The sequence below is a fragment of the Streptomyces sp. NPDC003393 genome, assembly GCF_053589015.1.
Genome location: NZ_JBSFRB010000043.1, coordinates 15,821 through 34,677 on the forward strand (window position 1 = coordinate 15,821; position 18,857 = coordinate 34,677).

Below are 18,857 nucleotides of genomic sequence, written 5' to 3' on the forward strand. Positions count from 1 at the left end.
GGGGTGTGTTTCACGTGAAACACACCCCGGTCGGACTCAGTGCGCGGGTTCGGCGATGTGGTGCGTGCCGATCCGCTTGCGGAACACCCAGTAGGTCCACCCCTGGTAGAGCAGGACGAGCGGTGTGGCGATCCCTGCGCACCAGGTCATGATCTTCAGGGTGTAGGGGCTGGACGAGGCGTTGGTGACCGTCAGGCTCCAGTCCGCGTCCAGCGTGGACGGCATGACGTTCGGGAAGAGCGACAGGAAGAGCATGGCCACGGCGGCCACGATGGTGAGACCGGACAGGGCGAACGACCATCCCTCCCGCCCGAGCTGATTGACCACCAGTGCGGTGACCAGGGCCACCACTGCCACGACCAGCGCCACCAGGCTCCGGGCGTTGCCCGAGTGGGCCTGCGTCCACAGGAGAAAGACCAGAGCCGCGACGGCCGTCAGAAGGCCCAGACGCAGGGCCAGCCTGCGCGCCCGTTCCCGGATGTCACCGACGGTCTTCAGCGCCGTGAACACCGCACCGTGGAAGGTGAACAGTGTCAGGGTCACCAGACCGCCGAGGAGCGCATACGGGTTGAGCAGGTCCCCGACGCCACCGACGTATTCGAGGTTCCTGTCGATCGGTACCCCGTGCACGATGTTGCCGAATGCCACGCCCCACAGGAAGGCGGGGATCAGCGAGCACCAGAAGATGGCGGTCTCCCAGTTGCGCTGCCAGTTCTCCTCGGGCCGCTTGGCCCGGTACTCGAAGGCGACACCCCGCACGATCAGGCAGACCAGGATGACCAGGAGCGGCAGGTAGAAGCCAGAGAAGAGCGTGGCGTACCACTCGGGGAACGCGGCGAAGGTGGCCCCGCCCGCGGTGATCAGCCACACCTCGTTGCCGTCCCAGACAGGGCCGATGGTGTTGATCAGAACACGCTTCTCGGCCCGGTTCCGGGCGAGCAGCTTGGTGAGGACGCCGACCCCGAAGTCGAAGCCCTCCAGGAAGAAGTAGCCGGTCCACAGGACGGCGATGAGGACGAACCAGACGTCGTGCAGTTCCATGACTGTGCCTCCCTCGGCCTAGTACGAGAAGGCCATCGGCTTGTCGGCGTCACGGACTTCGCCGCCGATCTTCGTGGGCGGGTTGAGGTCGGCCTCCGTGAGCTCCGGCGGGCCGGCCTTGACGTACTTCGCGAGCAGCTTCACCTCGACGACGGCGAGGATGGCGTAGAGCAGCGTGAAGACGGTCATGGAGGTGATGACCTCGCCCTGGGAGACGCCGGGGGAGACTGCCTGTCGGGTCTGGAGCACGCCGTAGACGGCCCAGGGCTGGCGGCCCATCTCGGTGAAGATCCAGCCCCAGGAGTTGGCGATCAGGGGGAACGCGAGTGTCCAGATCGCGATCCGCCAGTACCACGTCGTCAGCTGCGGGCCGAGTGCCTTGTTCTTGAACAGGACCAGGTGCGGCACCTCGTCCTCGCCGACCCGCAGATGCCGCGGCAGCAGGAACTTCTTGCGGGTGAGCCAGAGCCCGGCCAGGCCGATGGAGAAGGACGTCATCCCGAATCCGATCATCCACCGGAAGCCCCAGAAGGTGACGGGGATGTTGGGCCGGTAGTCGCCGGGACCGAACTGTTGCTGCTCGGCCTTGTTGACGTCGTTGATGCCGGGGACGTAGGAGCTGAAGCTGTCGTCGGCCAGGAAGGACAGCAGGCCGGGTATCTCGATCGCGACCGAGTTGTGGCCCTTCTCCACGTCGCCGTAGGCGAAGACCGAGAACGGGGCCGGCTTCTGTCCGTCCCAGAGCGCCTCGGCGGCGGCCATCTTCATCGGCTGCTGCTTGAACATGACCTTGCCGAGGGTGTCACCGCTGACGGCGGTGAGCAGGCCGGCGATGGTGACGGTGACCAGGCCGAGCCGCAGCGAGGTCTTCATCGTGCTCACGTGCTTCTTGCGCAGCAGGTGGTAGGAGGCGATGCCGACCATGAAGGCGCCACCGGTGAGGAAGGCGGCCGAGAGGGTGTGGAAGGCCTGGCTGAGTGCGGTGTTCTGGGTCAGGACGGCCCAGAAGTCGGTGAGTTCGGCACGGCCCCTGGCCTTGTCGATCCGGTAGCCGACGGGATGCTGCATCCACGAGTTGGCCGCGAGGATGAAGTACGCCGAGAGGATCGTGCCGAGGGAGACCATCCAGATGCACGCCAGATGGATCTTCTTGGGCAGCTTGTCCCAGCCGAAGATCCACAGGCCGATGAAGGTCGACTCGAAGAAGAACGCGATCAGTGCCTCGAAGGCGAGCGGGGCACCGAAGATGTCGCCGACGAAGCGGGAGTAGTCCGACCAGTTCATGCCGAACTGGAACTCCTGCACGATGCCGGTGACCACACCCATGGCGATGTTGATCAGGAAGAGCTTGCCCCAGAACTTGGTCGCCCTGAGGTACTTCTCCTTCTCCGTGCGCACCCAGGCGGTCTGCAGCCCGGCCGTCAGGGCGGCCAGGGAGATCGTCAGGGGAACGAACAGGAAGTGGTAGACGGTCGTGATGCCGAACTGCCAGCGCGCCAGTGTCTCCGGCGCCAAAGCCAGGTTCACGTCGTCACTCTCCTTACGTCGCCGTGGTCGAGGCGACGGTTTGCCCCGATATGTCCCACACAACAGGGCAGTAATCGGACTCGCTTGTGAACGCGTTCACATTCACAAGCAATTATGACGCACAGGTTTTCGGTGCGGAACCCGGGGGGTCCCTGTTCTCCGTCACGTCAAGACCTGGGCAAGAAATTCAACAAGTTGTTGAACGACATCTCATGCGGATGCAGATCTCCCGGCCCGCGGGACACCTCACCGCGACCCGTGTTCCACGTGAAACAGACGCCCAGCAGGTCGTCGGCCCAGGCACGGTCGCCTTCTGGACCGACGGTGATGTCGCCGGCCCTTCCCTACGGGCGCCCGCGCCCATCCCACCAGGCCGGAGTCTCCCCCGAAGGAGTTCGGGGGAGGGCGCCCACCTCATGAGCCCATGCAACGTCCTCAGCAGGATCGACGGCGGCCCCCGCCTTCCGACGACCGTGTGTGCTGGCGACCCGGTATGCGTGGAACCTCTCGAGGGCTACCAGCGGCGATCGGAAAGACCGCGCCGGCCGCTCAGGCCTCCCTGCGGAAGGCTTCCGCGGTCTTCAGGAAGATGTCATTCGCCTCGGTCTCCCCGACGGTCACGCGCACACCCTCGCCCACGAACGGCCGGACGACCACGCCGGCGTGCTCGCAGGCCTCGGCGAAGGCCATCGTCCGGTCCCCCAGCCGCAGCCACACGAAGTTCGCCTGCGTCTCGGGCACCGTCCAGCCCTGCGCACGCAACGCGTCGACCACGCGTGTACGTTCGCACACCAGCGAGCCGACCCGGCCGAGCAGCTCGTCCTCGGCACGCAGCGAGGCGACGGCCGCGTCCTGGGCCAGCTGGCTCACTCCGAACGGCACCGCCGTCTTGCGCAGCGCCGCCGCCACCGGTTCATGGGCGATCGCGAAACCCACCCGCAGCCCGGCCAGGCCATAGGCCTTGGAGAAGGTGCGCAACACACAGACGTTGGGCCGCTCCCGGTACAGCGACACACCGTCCGGCACCTCGGCGTCGCGGATGAACTCGCGGTAAGCCTCGTCGAGCACCACCAGGACATCGCTGGGCACCCGGTCGAGGAAGCGTTCCAGCTCGGCCCGTCGCACCACCGTGCCGGTCGGGTTGTTGGGGTTGCAGACGAAGATCAGTCGGGTGCGGTCGGTGATCGCGTCCGCCATCGCGTCCAGGTCGTGCACATCGCCCGGCGTCAGCGGGACCTGCACCGAGGTCGCCCCGCTGATCTGCGTGATGATCGGATAGGCCTCGAAGGAACGCCAGGCGTAGATGACCTCGTCGCCGGGGCCACTGGTGGCCTGGAGCAGCTGCTGGGCGACGCCGACGGAGCCGGTGCCGGTGGCCACGTGGGCGGCCGGCACCCCGAAACGCTCGGCCAGCTCCTCGGTCAGGGCGGTGCACGCCATGTCCGGGTACCGGTTGAAGGAGCAGGCGGCAGCCGTCACGGTCTCCATGACCCCGGGCAGCGGCGGGTACGGGTTCTCGTTGGAGGACAGCTTGTAGGCCGCCGGGCCGCCGGCCGCGGCGGGCTTGCCCGGCTTGTAGGTGGGGATACCCTCCAGCTCGGCGCGCAGCTTCGGGCTCGTCTCGCTCACCGCAGTCCTCCTCGTGACCACACCGGCTTTCAATACTGCACACCTTATGAGGATTGGGCGCCCGTGCGAATGGGCGGGGCCCGATCGCTCCCGCCCGGCCGCCGACCTGGCCTCTCACCCCGCCTCAGCAGCGTCGGGGGTCACCATCGTACGAATATGTACGGATACGAGGGGCGCGTCGCACATATATCTACGCGCCGGTGGCTCGCGCCGTGGCGCGCATCCCTCGTGAAGGTGAGTTGAGACCTCTTCGAGACCTCGAAGGCACGCCAGGTGCACGCGCGCCACCGCGTCATCTCCTGACACCTCACCTGCTAACTTACTTGTTTTCTAAGGTAGTTGGACCGAAATGACCATGCAGAAACGTGCCTGTCAATGCGCGCATATGCGTCCGCACTACCCCACCCCATGAGCCCTACTATCGGCTCGCCATGACAGCAGCAGGGAAGCACCAGGTGAGCCGCGCGGAAACCTCACGTCGAGGCAGTCGGCCGGGCCGGGCGGGCATCAGAGACGTGGCCGCCGCCGCCGGAGTCTCCATCACGACCGTCTCCGACGCCCTCAACGGCAAGGGCCGGCTCCCGGACGCCACCCGGCGCCATGTCCGCGAGGTGGCCGACCGGCTGGGATACCGCCCCTCGGCCGCAGCCCGCACCCTTCGTACCGGCAAGTCGGGCCTCATCGGCCTGACCGTGACGACGTACGGGGATGAACCTTTCACCTTCACCGAGTTCGCGTACTTCGCCGAGATGGCCCGCGCCGCCACCTCCGCCGCGCTCGCCCGCGGCTACGCCCTCGTCATCCTCCCCGCGACCTCACGCCACGACGTGTGGTCGAACGTCGCCCTGGACGGCACGGTCGTCATCGACCCCTCCGACCAGGATCCGGTCGTCAGCGAACTGGTCCGCCAGGGCTTACCGGTGGTCAGCGACGGCCGCCCGGCCGGTTCGCTCCCCGTCACCGCCTGGGTCGACAACGACCACGAGGCCGCCGTGCTGGACATCCTCGACCACCTCGCCGAGGCCGGTGCCCGCCGTATCGGCCTGCTCACCGGCACCACCACGGACACCTACACCCACCTGTCGACCACCGCCTACCTGCACTGGTGCGAACGCGTCGGCCAGGACCCGGTGTACGAGGCCTATCCCGCCCACGATCCCTGCGCGGGCGCCGTCGCCGCCGACCGGCTGCTCGCCCGCCCCGATCGGCCGGACGCCGTCTACGGGCTGTTCGACCCGAACGGCACCGACCTGCTCGCCGCCGCCCGCCGCTACGGCCTGCGCGTGCCCGACGACCTGCTGCTGGTCTGCTGCAGCGAGTCCACGGTGTACGCCAACACCGAGCCGCCCATCACAACGCTCTCCCTCAAGCCGCGCCGCATCGGCACGGCGGTGGTGCAACTGCTCATCGACGCCATCGAGGGACTGGAGTCCGACCACCCGGTCGAGCAGGTCATACCGACCGAGCTGATCGTGCGCACCTCGTCCCAGCGGCGCCCGCCGCGCACGACCGTCAGCCCGCCACGCACACCGGAAGGGCACTGAGAACCCGGGGCACCGGGGACAGCCGGTCGCGGGAGCGCCGAAGACGGCCCAATCGGGGCGAAAGCCGCGGTGAACCTGAGTCCTGTTCCGATTCACCACCCCTGGGTCATCACATGGCGCGATCCGCATTCCTATGATGGGCCCACGACACCGCGGGCCGCTGCGACCAGGCAGTCCGAAGCGGTGCAGATGCGGCGCGATGGTGGAGGGGTCGATGACTCAGGGGGCCGGTCAGGGACCCGAAGTGGAGCGGACGGCGACGCTGCGCGACTTCCGGGTACCCGCGTACGTGAACGAGACCGGCCCGTACGCCCACGACACCCACCCCGCGGAGCCCCTCCGGCCGACCGAGGACGGCTACCCGGACGCGTACACGCCCACCCAGCGCGACCTTCCCGTCATCAACCGCGGCGACACACTCCAGGTGACCGTGGACCCGGCTCCCGCCCCGGCCCCCCAGCCCGCGACCGGGCCCGGCCCGCTGTACGTCGTCGGTGACGTGCACGGCTATCTCGACCAGTTGATCGCCGCCCTGCAGGAACAGGGCCTCGTCGACTCCGCCGGCCAGTGGTGTGCCGGCGCCGCGCGGCTGTGGTTCCTCGGCGACTTCACCGACCGCGGCCCGGACGGCATCGGCGTCATCGACCTCGTGATGCGGCTGTCCGCCGAGGCAGCCGCGGCCGGCGGCTACTGCAAGGCCCTCATGGGCAACCACGAACTGCTGCTGCTGGGCGCCAGGCGGTTCGGGGACACACCCGTCAACTCCGGGGCGGGCACCGCCACCTTCCAGGCCGCCTGGCTGCTCAACGGCGGCCAGAAGTCCGACATGGACCGCCTCCAGGACCACCACCTGCAGTGGATGGCCCGCCTCGACGCCATCGAGGAGGTCGACGGCTACCTGCTCGTGCACTCCGACACCACCGCCTACCTCGACTACGGCGACTCGATCGAAGAGGTCAACGACACCGTCCACGAGACGCTCACCCGCAACGACGCGGACGAGTGCTGGGACCTGTTCCGCAAGTTCACCAAACGCTTCTCCTTCCGCGACGAGGGGGGCGCCGACGCCGTACGCTCCCTCCTCGATACGTACGGCGGCACCCGCATCGTTCACGGCCACAGCCCCATCCCCTACCTGCTGGGCCACGTCGGCTCCGAGGACGGTGACGACGCCGCGGGCCCCGTGGTCGAGGGACCGCACGTCTACGCCGACGGACTGGCCATCGCGATGGACGGCGGCGTGACCATGGCCGGAAAACTGCTGGTCCGGCAACTGCCGCTCGACTCCTGACCGTTCACCGTACGGGCGTCCCCACCGCCGCCCCGGGCACGGCCGGCCGCCCGACGGCAAGCAATTTGTGAAAACCCCCTGTCACCGCGTGCCCGCACGGCTCTACCATCGGCCTATCCGTAGCAGGCTCCCCTCCGTTTCTGCCCGACGGCTCGCCGCCATGCGAGCCCCAAGCCCTACGGAGCATCGGGGGATGCACATGAACAGCGTTCCGCAGCACCTGTTGAGCGAGGACCGCCAGGAATACGAGCGGATCCTCGATGAGGCGCTGCGCTCCGCCCCACACCGCCCGGAACTGGCCGCGCTCGGCGGGCGGCTCAACACCGAACAACTGCGCACCATGGCGCTGAGCGCCACCGCTCTGATCACCACGGCCGCCGCCGCCGAGTACCACCACTACGTGAAGATCCGCGAGGAACTGCGCAGGCCCGCACCGTCCACCCCGTCGTCCGCCGGCGAGACCGAGTCCGGCGGGGCCGCGACCGGGCTCGCCGCCACCGTGGGCGAGGTCGCCGAGACCACCGGCGCGGGCGCGGCCGCCGTCGTCGCGGTCCTCGCTCCCGTGCTCGCCGGAGTCGCGGCGGCCCTCTTCCTGCTCGTCGGCTACATCCTGGAGATGCTGGACCCGGCCCCCGCCTTCGCCCGGACCATGGTCACGGCGGGCTGGGTGTTCGGCGCCGTGACCGCGGCCTCGATCGTCGTCGCGGGCACCGGACTGCTCCTCACCGCCCTGCGTAACCGCCCGTCGCCCGAGACGGGACCGTACGGCGAACTGAGCGCGGAACTCGCCCAGGCCAGGCAGGCCTGGCGTGACGCCCTGCTGGAACGCGGCATCCTGCCCTTCCTGCGCGACGCGCTCGCCGCCTCCGGCCCGAACGCACACCGTACGGACCCGTCGGCACCGGGCGGCCGCATCCCACAACTCGGCTACGACCGCCCCGGTTTCAGCAGCCCCGACGACGGCGTCCCGAGTTCCCGCCCGAGCTTCTCCAGCCCGGACTTCACCAGCCCTGACTTCGGAGGACCCGAGCACCAGCCGGAGTGACCAGCATCCGGAGCCGCACCGGCCGACTCCCGTACGGGCAGGTGGCCACGGCACCGGCTGGTCCGGGCCGCACAAGCGAGTGCCCGGACCAGTGCGACCCCCGTCGCGCTCCGCCGCGCTCAGTCCGCGATCGGCAGATACACGCGGTTCCCCGCGGCCGCGAACTCCTTCGACTTCTGAGCCATACCCTCCTCGATCTCGCTCCGGCTGCTGCCGTGCTCACGACGGATGTCCTGCGAGATCTTCATCGAACAGAACTTCGGGCCGCACATCGAGCAGAAGTGGGCCGTCTTGGCGGGTTCCGCCGGGAGTGTCTCGTCGTGGAACTCCCGTGCCGTGTCCGGGTCGAGGGCGAGGTTGAACTGATCCTCCCACCGGAACTCGAAGCGGGCGTCGGACAGGGCGTCGTCCCATTCCTGGGCGCCGGGGTGTCCCTTGGCTAGGTCGGCAGCGTGCGCGGCGATCTTGTAGGTGATGACGCCGGTCTTGACGTCATCGCGGTTGGGCAGGCCCAAGTGCTCCTTGGGCGTGACATAGCAGAGCATGGCGGTGCCCCACCAGGCGATCATCGCGGCGCCGATGCCGGAGGTGATGTGGTCGTACGCCGGAGCGACGTCCGTCGTCAGCGGGCCGAGCGTATAGAACGGAGCTTCATCGCAGATCTCCTGCTGAAGGTCGATGTTCTCCTTGATCTTGTGCATCGGGACGTGTCCCGGGCCCTCGATCATCGTCTGTACGTGGAAACGCCTGGCGACGCGGTTGAGTTCCCCGAGCGTGCGCAACTCCGCGAACTGCGCCTCGTCGTTGGCGTCCGCGATCGAGCCCGGCCTGAGTCCGTCACCGAGGGAGTACGTGACGTCGTAGGCGGCGAGGATCTCGCAGAGCTCCTCGAAGTGCTCGTAGAGGAACGACTCCTTGTGGTGCGCGAGGCACCAGGCCGCCATGATCGAGCCACCACGAGAGACGATGCCGGTCTTGCGGTTCGCGGTCAGTGGCACATACGCCAGGCGCACGCCGGCGTGGACCGTCATATAGTCCACACCCTGTTCGGCCTGCTCGATGACCGTGTCCTTGTAGATCTCCCAGGTCAGCTCCTCGGCCTTGCCGTCCACCTTCTCCAGAGCCTGGTAGAGCGGCACTGTGCCGATGGGAACGGGGGAGTTGCGGAGCACCCACTCACGGGTGGTGTGGATGTTGCGGCCGGTGGAGAGGTCCATGACCGTGTCGGCGCCCCAGCGGGTCGCCCAGGTCATCTTCTCGACCTCCTCCTCGATCGAGGAGGTGACCGCCGAGTTGCCGATGTTGGCGTTGACCTTCACCAGGAACCGCTTGCCGATGATCATAGGCTCGATCTCCGGGTGGTTGACGTTGGCCGGCAGTACCGCGCGGCCCGCCGCGACTTCCTCGCGGACGACCTCGGGCGACACGTTCTCCCGGAGTGCCACGAACTCCATCTCCGGAGTGATCTCTCCGCGGTGCGCGTACGCGAGTTGCGTCACCGCCTGCCCAGCACGCCCGCGGCGCGGCTGGCGCGGCCGGCCCGGGAACACCGCGTCGAGGTTGCGCAGGCCCCCGCGCGGCGAAGTGTGCTTGATCCCGTCGTCCTCGGGGCGTACCGGACGGCCCGCGTACTCCTCGGTGTCGCCGCGGGTGATGATCCAGTTCTCCCGCAACGGTGACAGACCCCTGCGGACATCGGTGTCGACGAGCGGATCGGTGTACGGGCCCGAAGTGTCGTACAGCGTCACCGACTGCCCGTTGGTGAGATGCACCTGACGGACCGGCACCCGCAGGTCGGGGCGTGAACCCTCGACGTGCGCCTTGTGCCAGCCGATGGACTTTCCGGCCTCCTGGGACTTTTCGTCCTGAGTAGAGGCAGGCGTGCGTGCGTCCTTGTTGGTCATGAGACCTACTCCCTACGCCGGCATTACCCGGTAACAGGTTCGGCGGTCGACGCAGCGGTTCTCGTCTGCCGACGTTTCATGTGAAACATCGCTCGTTCCACGTGAAACGTCGCTATGACGAAGGTCAGCGCCCTCTCAGCCCGGTGCTCCGAGCTCCCGCGTGTGCAAAGGTGCCTCCACGCTAGCGTCATTCGTGGCGCGGTGAACAGTGGGCCCCTGCCGTTCTTGCAATGATCTGGCGGTGACCACGACGCAGCAGTCCCCTCACGGGTCTCCTCCCGGGCACGGCGGCGGACTCGGGCACGCGCACAGCCACAGCCATGGACCGGCGACTCCCGTCTCCCAGCACCTCCGCAAGGTCATCGCGGCCATCCTGATCCCGTTCGCCGCCGCGGTCGTGGTCGGGTTGGTGGTGCTCTGGCCCGGCAGCTCACCGTCGCACCAGCGCACCGGTGTGGGCTTCGACCGGCAGACCCAGCAAGCCACGGTCACCAAGGTGATGGCAGTGAGCTGTACGTCGTTGAACGCCTCCGGGAACACGCCGACCGGCGACACGTCGACGGCCGAGGGGCTCTCTGCGCGAGCCCAGACGGCCGGCACCTGCAAGAAGGCCACGGTCCGTGTCGACACTGGCCACGACAAGGGGCGTACCTTCACCGAGATCGTGCAACCTGACCAGTCACGGCAGTTGCACCACGGCGAAAAGATCGTGGTCGCCTACGAGCCCTCCGCGCCGGAGGAGTTGCAGTACTCGATCACCGACGTCGACCGGCACTTCCCGATGGCGCTGCTGGCCGGTGTCTTCGCGCTCGCCGTCGTGGTGGTGGGGCGGATGCGTGGCGTCATGGCGCTGATCGCGCTGGCTGTCAGCTTCCTGGTACTGAACCTGTTCATCCTTCCCGCGATCCTCCAGGGTTCGAACCCGCTGCTCGTGGCCGTGGTGGGGTCGAGCGCCATCATGCTGACCGCCCTCTACATGTGCCATGGCCTGTCCGCCCGCACATCGGTGGCAGTGCTCGGCACGCTGATCTCGCTGGTGCTGATCGGCGTCCTGGGCTCACTGTTCATCGGCTGGGCCGCGCTCACCGGCAACACCGACGACAACACCGAGCTCATCCATGGCCTGTTCCCGTCGATCGACATGAGCGGTCTGCTGCTCGCCGGGGTCATCATCGGCTCGCTCGGTGTCCTCGACGACGTGACCGTGACGCAGACGTCCGCGGTCTGGGAGCTGTACGAGGCCAATCCGGCGATGGGCTGGCGGGGGCTGTACCGCGCGGGTATCCGTATCGGCCGCGACCACATCGCGTCCGTCGTCAACACCCTTGTCCTGGCCTATGCGGGCGCGGCGCTGCCGCTGCTGCTGCTCTTCTCCATCGCGCAGCGCAGTGTAGGGGACGTCGCCAACAGTGAGCTGGTCGCGGAGGAGATCGTCCGTACGCTGGTGGGCTCGATCGGCCTGGTCGCCTCGGTGCCGGTCACCACTGCCCTGGCGGCCCTCGTGGTCTCGGCCGACCGGACGGGTCACGGGCCGATGCGCGGGCGCGCGACGCCCCACGTGCCGGCTCCCGAGCGCGGCGGCAGGGGAAGACGTCGCAAGCGGTGACCCCGGGACACCGGATTTTCCCCGGTTCCATGTGACCGGCGTACGCGGTGAAGCGTTACGCCACCGCACACGCCCTGCCGCCGAAACGCTTCAGCCCGCGCTCTGTTCCTCGGCCAGAATGCGCCCCAGGGCCTCGTCGAGGTGCGCGTCGAAGTCGGCCAGGGCGCCCTCCTGGCCCAGTGGTACCAGCTTGTCCGTGCGGTCCAGGAACGCCACGAGAGGCGCCGTGGAGGAACGGAACAGTGCCCGGTCACTGCCGACCTGAAGTCGGATCAGGACCTCGCTGAGCGAGTCCGCGTCCGCGGGCGAGATTCGGACGTCGCCGTCCCCGCACGGTGTGCCCACCCCGTCGATCAGCAGCTCGCGTCCGAAGGCCCAGGTCACAGGGGCGTCTCCGGGCAAGTGGAACGTCAGCCGTACGGCGTAGGGATCACAGGTCTCGTACCGCAGCTCCACCGGGATGCGGAAGGAGAGCTCCTCGGACACGAGAAAGCTCATCATGACCTCTGCCTGTACGGACTCGCGCATCGCTACCCCGTCATCTGCCGTCGACTGGCCGGGAATCGTCCCCGTGACACTGGTGGCATCTTGCTGAACGTACACGACAGATCACAAGGAGTGAGTTTTCAGATACTGATAGCGAGTGCGAGGGCTCCGGCACACCGTTCCACCTCGTGCTGCAGTTGCAGCGCCGCGGGCATCAGCCGGTCGTCCTGGTGGGCGGGAAGCGACAGGGCGATGGTCACCGCCGTCGCGCCCACCGTGATGGGAACGGCCGCGCAGACCGTCCCCAGGGCGTACTCCTGCCGCTCCGTCACCGGCCGCATCCTGCGCATCCGTTCCAGCCGCCGCAGGAAGCTGTGATTGTCACGGACCGTGTACGGAGTGACGGATCGCACGGGATAGCGGTCGAGGTGGTCGCGGCGGGCGCCGTCGTCGAGCTGGGACAGCAGGCACTGGCCGACGGCGTGCGCATGCCCGGTCTCCCGGAAGTCGGCCCACTCCTCGACCGCCGGATTGGCCGGGGTGTCGGAGACGCACATGACGTCGATCTCGCCATCACGGTACATCGCGTAGTACAAAGGCGCACCGATCAGATCACGCCATTGTGCAAGCGTCTCGACGATCGTGGTGCGACGTTTCTGCGCCGCTCCGCTGCTGCTCAGCTGCTCGGCCGCGTCCCCCAGGAAGAACAGCCCCCGGTCGCGGTGCAGGTAGCCCTCATGGACCAGGGTGCGCAACAGGTGGTAGGCGGTGGGAAGGGCGAGGCCGGTCTCACGCGCCAGCTGTTTGGCCGGAGCCCCGTACTCATGGCGTGCGACGGTTTCCAGCAGCCGCATCGCGCGCTGCACCGATCCGATGAGGGTCTGCTGCGGCTGAGCGGTCTGCTGCTCCAGCGTCGTTCCGGCATAGGGCTGTCCCACCGGTGGCGCGGAACGCGGCTGTGCGGGAAGCCCCGTGGAACGGGAGGGCGTCCGGGGGCCGGGCGGCGCGTGCGGTCCTGCGGGTGCGGTGTCAACCGTGGCCAAGGGTCACTCCCGTAGCACGAGGAGGCAGCCCGTGCGGGGAGACACGGGTGGGGAAACGCTGCCCGCGGGGGTTCTGCCCCCACGTCGATGTCCGGACCCTATCCGCCCGCCACCGCTTGCGGACGGCCTGTGCGGGAAACTTCCCCCCCGCGAGGGAACCGGCGATGAGTGTTACCGATCACCGGTGTCCCCGCGTACTCACCAGTCGCCGCGCGAGGAGGACCCCGCCATGAACTTCCGCACGATGTAGATCAGGCCGCCGACCAGGGCGACGAAGACCAGCAGCTTGAACAGCAGGCCGATCACGAAGCCCACCACGCTCGCTATCAGGCCGCCGAAGACGACCAGGGCGATGACCGGCACCGCGATCCACTTCACCCACCACGGCAGACCCGCGAAGATCTCTCGCATTGCCCTCGTCCTTACCTCTCCGCCGGCCAAGCGCCGGTGTCCGTCGGTGCCCCGCACCCCACGGTGCCGGGCACTGCCGATGTCCTGTACTCGATGCTATGGCCGTCAGCGGCTCCGGCGGGGGCTTCGCACCCTTGTCATCCCCTGACCGTCCCCCTAGGGAACCCTGAGACGGGGCCTCAGGCTTCCGGCGGAGAAAAGACCACCAGGACCCGCAGATCCTCGCTGATGTGATGGAACTTGTGGACCGTCCCGGCCGGTACGTACACCACGCTGCCCCGGGCCACCTCGGTCGTCTCCAGGCCGACCGTGATCGAGGCGCGGCCGCTGACGACGAAGTACACCTCGTCCTGGTGGTGCGGCTTCTGCGGGTCGTGCTCGCCCGCGTTCAGCGCGTACAGGCCGACCGACATGTTCCGTTCTCGCAGGAACTGGAGATATGCACCCTCGTTGGCGGCCCGCTCCGCCTCCAGGTCGTCCAGCCGGAATGCCTTCATCGTCCTCGCCCGTATCCGTGGTCGATCTCTTCTGCCACGATCAGACACATGAAGAATTTCGTAGTCAAGACGATCGCCAACGCGGGCGCACTGGCGGTCGCCGTCTGGCTGCTCGACAAGATCACCCTCACCGGCGACAGCACGGCGAAGAAGGCCGGCACGCTGATCGCCGTCGCTCTGGTCTTCGGCCTGGTCAACTTCCTGGTCAAGCCGATCGTGAAGGTGCTGACCTTTCCGCTGTTCATCCTGACGCTCGGCCTGATCACCCTGGTCGTCAACGCGCTGATGCTGCTGCTGACGTCGTGGGTGTGCGGCAAGCTGGATCTCAGCTTCCATGTCGAGGGCTTCTGGACGGCCGTACTCGGTGGCCTGATCGTCTCGGTCGTCTCCTGGGCACTGCACATGGTCCTGCCGGACGAGGACTGAGCGAAGAGGCCGGCCTCGGCGGATGCCCCGTGCCGGGGCCCACCGGCGGCTCCACACCCGAGCGCGCAACAGGGGCGTGAACGCTGTCCGAGGGTGTCCTGAGATGGTGGAGGCAGCGAGCCCGGGATTGCCGGCCGCGGTACGAGAGCATGTGAAGGGACGGGCGGTATGAGCGATTCCGCTGCGGACGGCGCCTACGGCACGGAAGGAACACGGAGGAAGACCGGTCTTCCCGCCGGTGCCGGCGACGGCACACGCGCGGTGCGCGCCGGTCTTCCCGAGCCGGTCAAGCACGAGCCCACGCTGCCCGGACCGGTGTTCGCCGCCCACTTCCATCTGCCGGGCGACCCGACGGGGCCGTACACCTACGGCCGTGACGAGAACCCGACCTGGACGCTGCTGGAGCGGGCCATCGGCGAGCTCGAGGGCCCCGGGCAGGACGGCGTCGAGACGTTGGTGTTCGCCTCCGGCATGGCGGCCATCTCGTCGGTGCTCTTCTCCCAGCTGCGCGCGGGAGACGCGGTGGTGCTGCCCAGCGACGGCTACCAGGCTCTGCCCCTGGTGCGCGACCAGCTCGACTCGTACGGCATCGAGGTACGGACCGCTCCGACCGGCCAGGACGCCCAGCTGGAGGTGCTGGACGGCGCCCGGCTGCTGTGGATCGAGTCCCCTTCGAACCCCGGCCTGGACGTGTGCGACATCCGCCGGCTGGTCGAGGCGGCGCATGCGCGCGGGGCGCTGGTCGCGGTCGACAACACCCTGGCGACACCCCTGGGGCAGCGGCCACTGGAGCTCGGCGCGGACTTCTCCGTGGCCAGCGGCACCAAGCAGCTCACCGGGCACGGCGACGTCCTGCTGGGCTACGTCGCCGGCCGCGACGCCGGAGCCATGGCCTCCGTGCGCCGCTGGCGCAAGATCGTCGGTGCGATCCCGGGGCCGATGGAGGCCTGGCTCGCACATCGTTCGATCGCCACCCTGCAGGTGCGCGTCGACCGGCAGAACGCCACCGCACTGGCCCTCGCGGAAGCACTGCGCAAGCGGCCCGAGGTGACCGGGCTGCGCTATCCGGGGCTGCCCGACGACCCCTCGCACAAGGTCGCCTCCCAGCAGATGCGTCGCTATGGATGCGTGGTGTCCTTCACGCTGCCGTCACGCGCCCGGGCCGACCGCTTCCTCGATGCCCTGCGGATCGTGGACGACGCGACGAGCTTCGGCGGGGTGCGGTCCACGGCGGAGCGGCGCGGACGCTGGGGCGGGGACGCGGTCCCGGAAGGATTCATCCGGATGTCCGTCGGCGCCGAGGACCCCGCGGACCTGGTGGCGGATGTGCTGCGCGCCCTGGACGAGACGGCGCACTGACCGCCTCTCCCTCGGCCGAGCCTTGGCAGGCGGTCCGAGCCTCCCCCCTCGTGGCTCGGACCGCCCTCGGTTCTGCGCGCGAAGAACCACGCGCACAAGGCTAGTTGACTCTGCGTCAGTGTCCAATCACAGTAGCGACAGAGACCTATCGACATATTTATAGTTGTGCGCGACCGGGGGGTCGGGCGGGGTAGGCGCCGCAAGGGGAGGGTGAGGCGTGGACCTGGCGTTGCTGCGTACCTTCGTGACCGTGCACCGGGCGGGGTCCTTCACCCGGGCAGCCGCGCTGCTCGGCCTCTCCCAGCCGGCCGTCACCTCCCAGATCCGCACGCTGGAGCGACAGCTGGGCCGACCGCTGTTCCTGCGCCAGCCCCGCGGTGTGACCCCGACATCCCTCGGTGATGAGCTCGCCCACAAGGCCGCTCCCCATCTGGATGCCCTGGTGGAGATCACCGAGTCGGGCCTCGACGACGAGTCCTCCTTCCGCACACTGCATCTGGCCGGACCACCCGAGTTCACCGCGGAACGGGCGTTGCCCGCCCTGACCGAGCTGACCGGCGAGGACGGGCAGGGCTTCGCCCTGCGGGCCTCTTTCGGGACCGCCGAGGAGGTCCTGGAGGGGTTGTCCGCCGGGCACCACGATCTCGCCATCAGCGCCGCCCGGCCGCGCGGCGCCCTGCTCACGGCGGCTCCACTGTGCGACGAGGAGCACATCCTGGTCGCCGCCCCACGTTGGGCCGACGAGATCGGCTCCATGGCGCCGCGGGGGAAGGAGACGCCCGCTCTGGAGAACGTGCCTGTGGTCGAGGTCCACGAGTCACTGCCCTTCGTCTCCCGTTACTGGGCGTCGGTCTTCGACTCCAGGCCGGCCGTGTCCGGCACCGTGATCGCCCCCGATCTGCGCGCCGTCCTGGCCTGTGCCGTGGCGGGCGCGGGACTGGCGGTCTTACCCCGCTATCTGTGTACTTCCGCCCTTGAGCGGGGAGACGTGGTGGCCCTCCATGAACCGGCGGTGCCGCCCCTGCGGACGTATGTCCTGGTGGTCCGCACCGGCACACTGTCGGTGCCGCACATCGCCCGTGCCCACGAGTGGCTGTTGCAGGCGGCCTCCGAGTGGTGCTGAGGTCCCTCGAGCGCTTGTCACCCAACGAACTCGGTCGATGACGCTTTGCGATGTTTCACGTGGAACCAACCGGGCCACATTTCTCCCATGACCGTCCGACCCGTGGTCAAGCGCACCGCTCGAGCCGTTCTCCTCGACGGCGACGACCTGATCCTGATCAAGCGCACCAAGCCCGGCGTCGACCCCTACTGGGTCACCCCTGGAGGCGGGGTCGAGCCCGAGGACACCACTGTCGTCGATGCCCTGCACCGCGAGGTGTACGAGGAACTCGGCGCAAAGATCACTGACGTCGTGCCCTGTTTCGTGGACACCGTGGAGCACATCGGCGCGGACGGTGGCGCAACCGGTGTCAAAGTGCAGCACTTCTTCGTCTGCCGTCTGGAATCGATGGACCCCTCTCTGCGACACGGCCCCGAGGTGGACGAACCCGTCGGCGAGTACGAGATCGTACGAGTGCCGTTCACGCGGGTGGGGATCGCCTCGGTCCATCTCGTCCCTCTGTCCCTGAGGCATTATCTGGACGGGAACATCGAGGGCGTCCGTGCCATGCACGCCCCGGACCTGGGCTGACGTGGCGCCGTACGTTTCACGTGAAACAACCGGCGCTTGTCCGCACGCCGCCCGGACTCCCCCCGCATGGCCAAATGCACCTACGCCCCTCTCGAAAGGAGTGGACGGGGACAACACCTGTCGGACAACCTGACCTGCGTGTCGACTCCTTCCCCTGCCAGCCTGCCCATCCGTCGTCTGACGCTTCGCGATCTCATCGCCTGCGCCGACCTGTCCGAGAATCGGGGGTGGCCGCGCGAGGAGCACAAGTGGGGTTTCCTCCTCGGCTCCGGGAAGGGATACGGCATCGACGACCCGGACGGACGACTGGTCGCCGCCTGCGTCGTCACAGAGTACGGACCGCAGGAGCGACCGGATCTGGGCGCCATCGGCATGGTCCTGGTCGCCGAGCGGCACGCCCGCCAGGGCATCGGCCGCCGATTGATGCGTCATGTCGTCTCGACGATGGGCACCACCCCACTGACCCTGCACGCCACGCCGAACGGCCGCCCGCTGTACGAAGAACTCGGGTTCAAGGTCACCGGCCGGGCCGAGATGGTGTGCGGTCGTTTCACACCGGACGGTTCTCCGTCCCGCGTCACCACCCGAGCGGCCACGGCTGAGGACCTCACCCGCATCCTCGCGCTGGACGAGGAGGTGTTCGGTGCCGACCGTACCCCTCTGATCATCAGGCTGCCCGCGTTCGCCGACCAGTTGCGGGTCGCCGAGGACGGTGACGGGATCACCGGGTACGCGGCCGCCTGGCCGAACATGAAAACCCATGTGGTGGGTCCGCTGATCGCCCGGGACACGGATACGGCCAAGGCACTGATCGCCTCCATCGCAGCTCACACTGACCGCCCACTGCGCACCGACATCGATGTGCGCCACGAGGAACTGTTGACCTGGGTCAAACAGCGCGGTCTGGCATCGATCGCCTTCAACTCGGTCATGACGAACGGCATCGCGGAGCTCCCCGGCGACTGGACTCGCCGGTTCGCTCCGCTGACCGTGGCGGCGGGGTGAGTGTCAGACCAGTGCCGTCACCGCGGTGACGGCAAAGGCGTGGTCCTGCTCCGGCGCACCGCCACCGACGCCGATCGCTCCGATCAGTCGCCCGTTCCACCGCACGGGCCCCCGACCGCGATGAACAGCAGCGGCCGGTCGAGCGCGGTGGGCAGGGTGTGGAACCCGAGGACGCCCCGCCGCCGATGTCGAGGAAGTTGGCGGGCCGGGCCCGGACTCAAGCTTTTGGAGGAGGCCCGGCCGACCAACGACGCCGCCCACGAGGCACTCGACGATGCCGCGCGCAACCCGCAGCCGGCACCGCTGGTCCGGGTCGTCGAGTCCCTGAAGGCACCGGCCGCCGCATAAGG

17 protein-coding genes and 2 pseudogenes are annotated in these 18,857 nt (G+C 68.4%); 10 read left to right on the forward strand and 9 right to left on the reverse strand.

The genetic code is table 11. The annotated features are described in order from the left end of the window. Positions 1-36: 36 nt before the first annotated feature. The 3 genes from cydB to hisC all read right to left on the reverse strand — a co-directional run bounded on the left by cydB (position 37) and on the right by hisC (position 4,197). Positions 37-1,041, reverse strand: coding sequence for a cytochrome d ubiquinol oxidase subunit II (cydB, locus tag ACWDUZ_RS31285; protein ID WP_451635176.1), 1,005 nt, complete (start codon positions 1,039-1,041; stop codon positions 37-39). A gap of 18 nt (positions 1,042-1,059) precedes the next feature. Further along, entirely contained in the window at positions 1,060-2,568 is a 1,509-nt protein-coding gene (locus tag ACWDUZ_RS31290; RefSeq protein ID WP_451635177.1) for a cytochrome ubiquinol oxidase subunit I, read from the reverse strand. A gap of 549 nt (positions 2,569-3,117) precedes the next feature. After that, positions 3,118-4,197, reverse strand: coding sequence for a histidinol-phosphate transaminase (hisC, locus tag ACWDUZ_RS31295; RefSeq protein WP_451635178.1), 1,080 nt, complete (start codon positions 4,195-4,197; stop codon positions 3,118-3,120). A 431-nt stretch (positions 4,198-4,628) separates the two neighbouring features. Here hisC and ACWDUZ_RS31300 point away from each other — a divergent pair, with 431 nt between their 5' ends. The 3 genes from ACWDUZ_RS31300 to ACWDUZ_RS31310 all read left to right on the forward strand — a co-directional run bounded on the left by ACWDUZ_RS31300 (position 4,629) and on the right by ACWDUZ_RS31310 (position 8,077). Continuing rightward, on the forward strand, positions 4,629-5,741 hold the full coding sequence (locus ACWDUZ_RS31300) for a LacI family DNA-binding transcriptional regulator (protein ID WP_451635179.1): 1,113 nt from the start codon (positions 4,629-4,631) through the stop codon (positions 5,739-5,741). Positions 5,742-5,940: 199 nt separating this feature from the next. Then, positions 5,941-7,032, forward strand: coding sequence for a metallophosphoesterase (locus ACWDUZ_RS31305; RefSeq protein WP_451635180.1), 1,092 nt, complete (start codon positions 5,941-5,943; stop codon positions 7,030-7,032). A gap of 193 nt (positions 7,033-7,225) precedes the next feature. Beyond that, positions 7,226-8,077, forward strand: a complete 852-nt coding sequence (locus ACWDUZ_RS31310) for a hypothetical protein (RefSeq protein WP_451635181.1) — start codon at positions 7,226-7,228, stop codon at positions 8,075-8,077. Positions 8,078-8,196: 119 nt separating this feature from the next. On the opposite strand, the gene thiC is transcribed toward ACWDUZ_RS31310, so the two are convergent. After that, a complete protein-coding gene (gene thiC, locus ACWDUZ_RS31315) occupies positions 8,197-9,981 on the reverse strand; it encodes a phosphomethylpyrimidine synthase ThiC (protein WP_451635182.1) in 1,785 nt (594 codons plus the stop codon). Between the two features lie 241 nt (positions 9,982-10,222). Between thiC and ACWDUZ_RS31320 the strand changes: the two genes are divergently transcribed. Further along, positions 10,223-11,587, forward strand: coding sequence for a YibE/F family protein (locus tag ACWDUZ_RS31320; protein ID WP_451635183.1), 1,365 nt, complete (start codon positions 10,223-10,225; stop codon positions 11,585-11,587). Between the two features lie 90 nt (positions 11,588-11,677). Here the strand turns inward: ACWDUZ_RS31320 and ACWDUZ_RS31325 are convergent, their stop codons facing one another. The 4 genes from ACWDUZ_RS31325 to ACWDUZ_RS31340 all read right to left on the reverse strand — a co-directional run bounded on the left by ACWDUZ_RS31325 (position 11,678) and on the right by ACWDUZ_RS31340 (position 14,024). Further along, positions 11,678-12,115, reverse strand: coding sequence for an SsgA family sporulation/cell division regulator (locus ACWDUZ_RS31325; RefSeq protein ID WP_030168615.1), 438 nt, complete (start codon positions 12,113-12,115; stop codon positions 11,678-11,680). A 98-nt stretch (positions 12,116-12,213) separates the two neighbouring features. Then, positions 12,214-13,011, reverse strand: coding sequence for an IclR family transcriptional regulator (locus ACWDUZ_RS31330; RefSeq protein ID WP_451635184.1), 798 nt, complete (start codon positions 13,009-13,011; stop codon positions 12,214-12,216). A gap of 303 nt (positions 13,012-13,314) precedes the next feature. Beyond that, positions 13,315-13,527, reverse strand: coding sequence for a DUF5326 family protein (locus ACWDUZ_RS31335; RefSeq protein WP_086729530.1), 213 nt, complete (start codon positions 13,525-13,527; stop codon positions 13,315-13,317). Between the two features lie 179 nt (positions 13,528-13,706). Continuing rightward, positions 13,707-14,024 (reverse strand): cupin domain-containing protein, encoded by a 318-nt coding sequence (locus ACWDUZ_RS31340; protein WP_451635185.1) that lies wholly within the window; start codon positions 14,022-14,024, stop codon positions 13,707-13,709. Between the two features lie 48 nt (positions 14,025-14,072). Here ACWDUZ_RS31340 and ACWDUZ_RS31345 point away from each other — a divergent pair, with 48 nt between their 5' ends. From ACWDUZ_RS31345 to ACWDUZ_RS31365, 5 genes are all read left to right on the forward strand, one after another. Beyond that, positions 14,073-14,450, forward strand: a complete 378-nt coding sequence (locus tag ACWDUZ_RS31345) for a phage holin family protein (protein ID WP_451635186.1) — start codon at positions 14,073-14,075, stop codon at positions 14,448-14,450. Positions 14,451-14,618: 168 nt separating this feature from the next. Continuing rightward, the gene (locus tag ACWDUZ_RS31350) at positions 14,619-15,809 is read left to right on the forward strand and encodes a cystathionine gamma-lyase (RefSeq protein ID WP_451635187.1); all 1,191 of its coding nucleotides are present in this window, start codon (positions 14,619-14,621) and stop codon (positions 15,807-15,809) included. A 217-nt stretch (positions 15,810-16,026) separates the two neighbouring features. After that, entirely contained in the window at positions 16,027-16,932 is a 906-nt protein-coding gene (locus ACWDUZ_RS31355; RefSeq protein ID WP_451635188.1) for a LysR family transcriptional regulator, read from the forward strand. An 87-nt stretch (positions 16,933-17,019) separates the two neighbouring features. After that, complete coding sequence (locus ACWDUZ_RS31360) at positions 17,020-17,502, forward strand: NUDIX domain-containing protein (RefSeq protein ID WP_451635189.1); 483 nt, start codon at positions 17,020-17,022, stop codon at positions 17,500-17,502. A gap of 138 nt (positions 17,503-17,640) precedes the next feature. Then, positions 17,641-18,507 carry a GNAT family N-acetyltransferase gene (locus ACWDUZ_RS31365; RefSeq protein WP_451635190.1) on the forward strand — a complete coding sequence of 289 codons (867 nt, stop codon included), beginning with the start codon at positions 17,641-17,643 and terminating at the stop codon, positions 18,505-18,507. Positions 18,508-18,510: 3 nt separating this feature from the next. On the opposite strand, the pseudogene ACWDUZ_RS31370 reads toward ACWDUZ_RS31365, so the two are convergent. Continuing rightward, a pseudogene (locus ACWDUZ_RS31370) lies at positions 18,511-18,671 on the reverse strand (heme-binding protein); the annotation flags it as partial. A 49-nt stretch (positions 18,672-18,720) separates the two neighbouring features. Here ACWDUZ_RS31370 and ACWDUZ_RS31375 point away from each other — a divergent pair. Next, positions 18,721-18,855: pseudogene (locus tag ACWDUZ_RS31375) on the forward strand (MarR family transcriptional regulator); the annotation flags it as partial. Between the last annotated feature and the right edge of the window lie 2 nt (positions 18,856-18,857).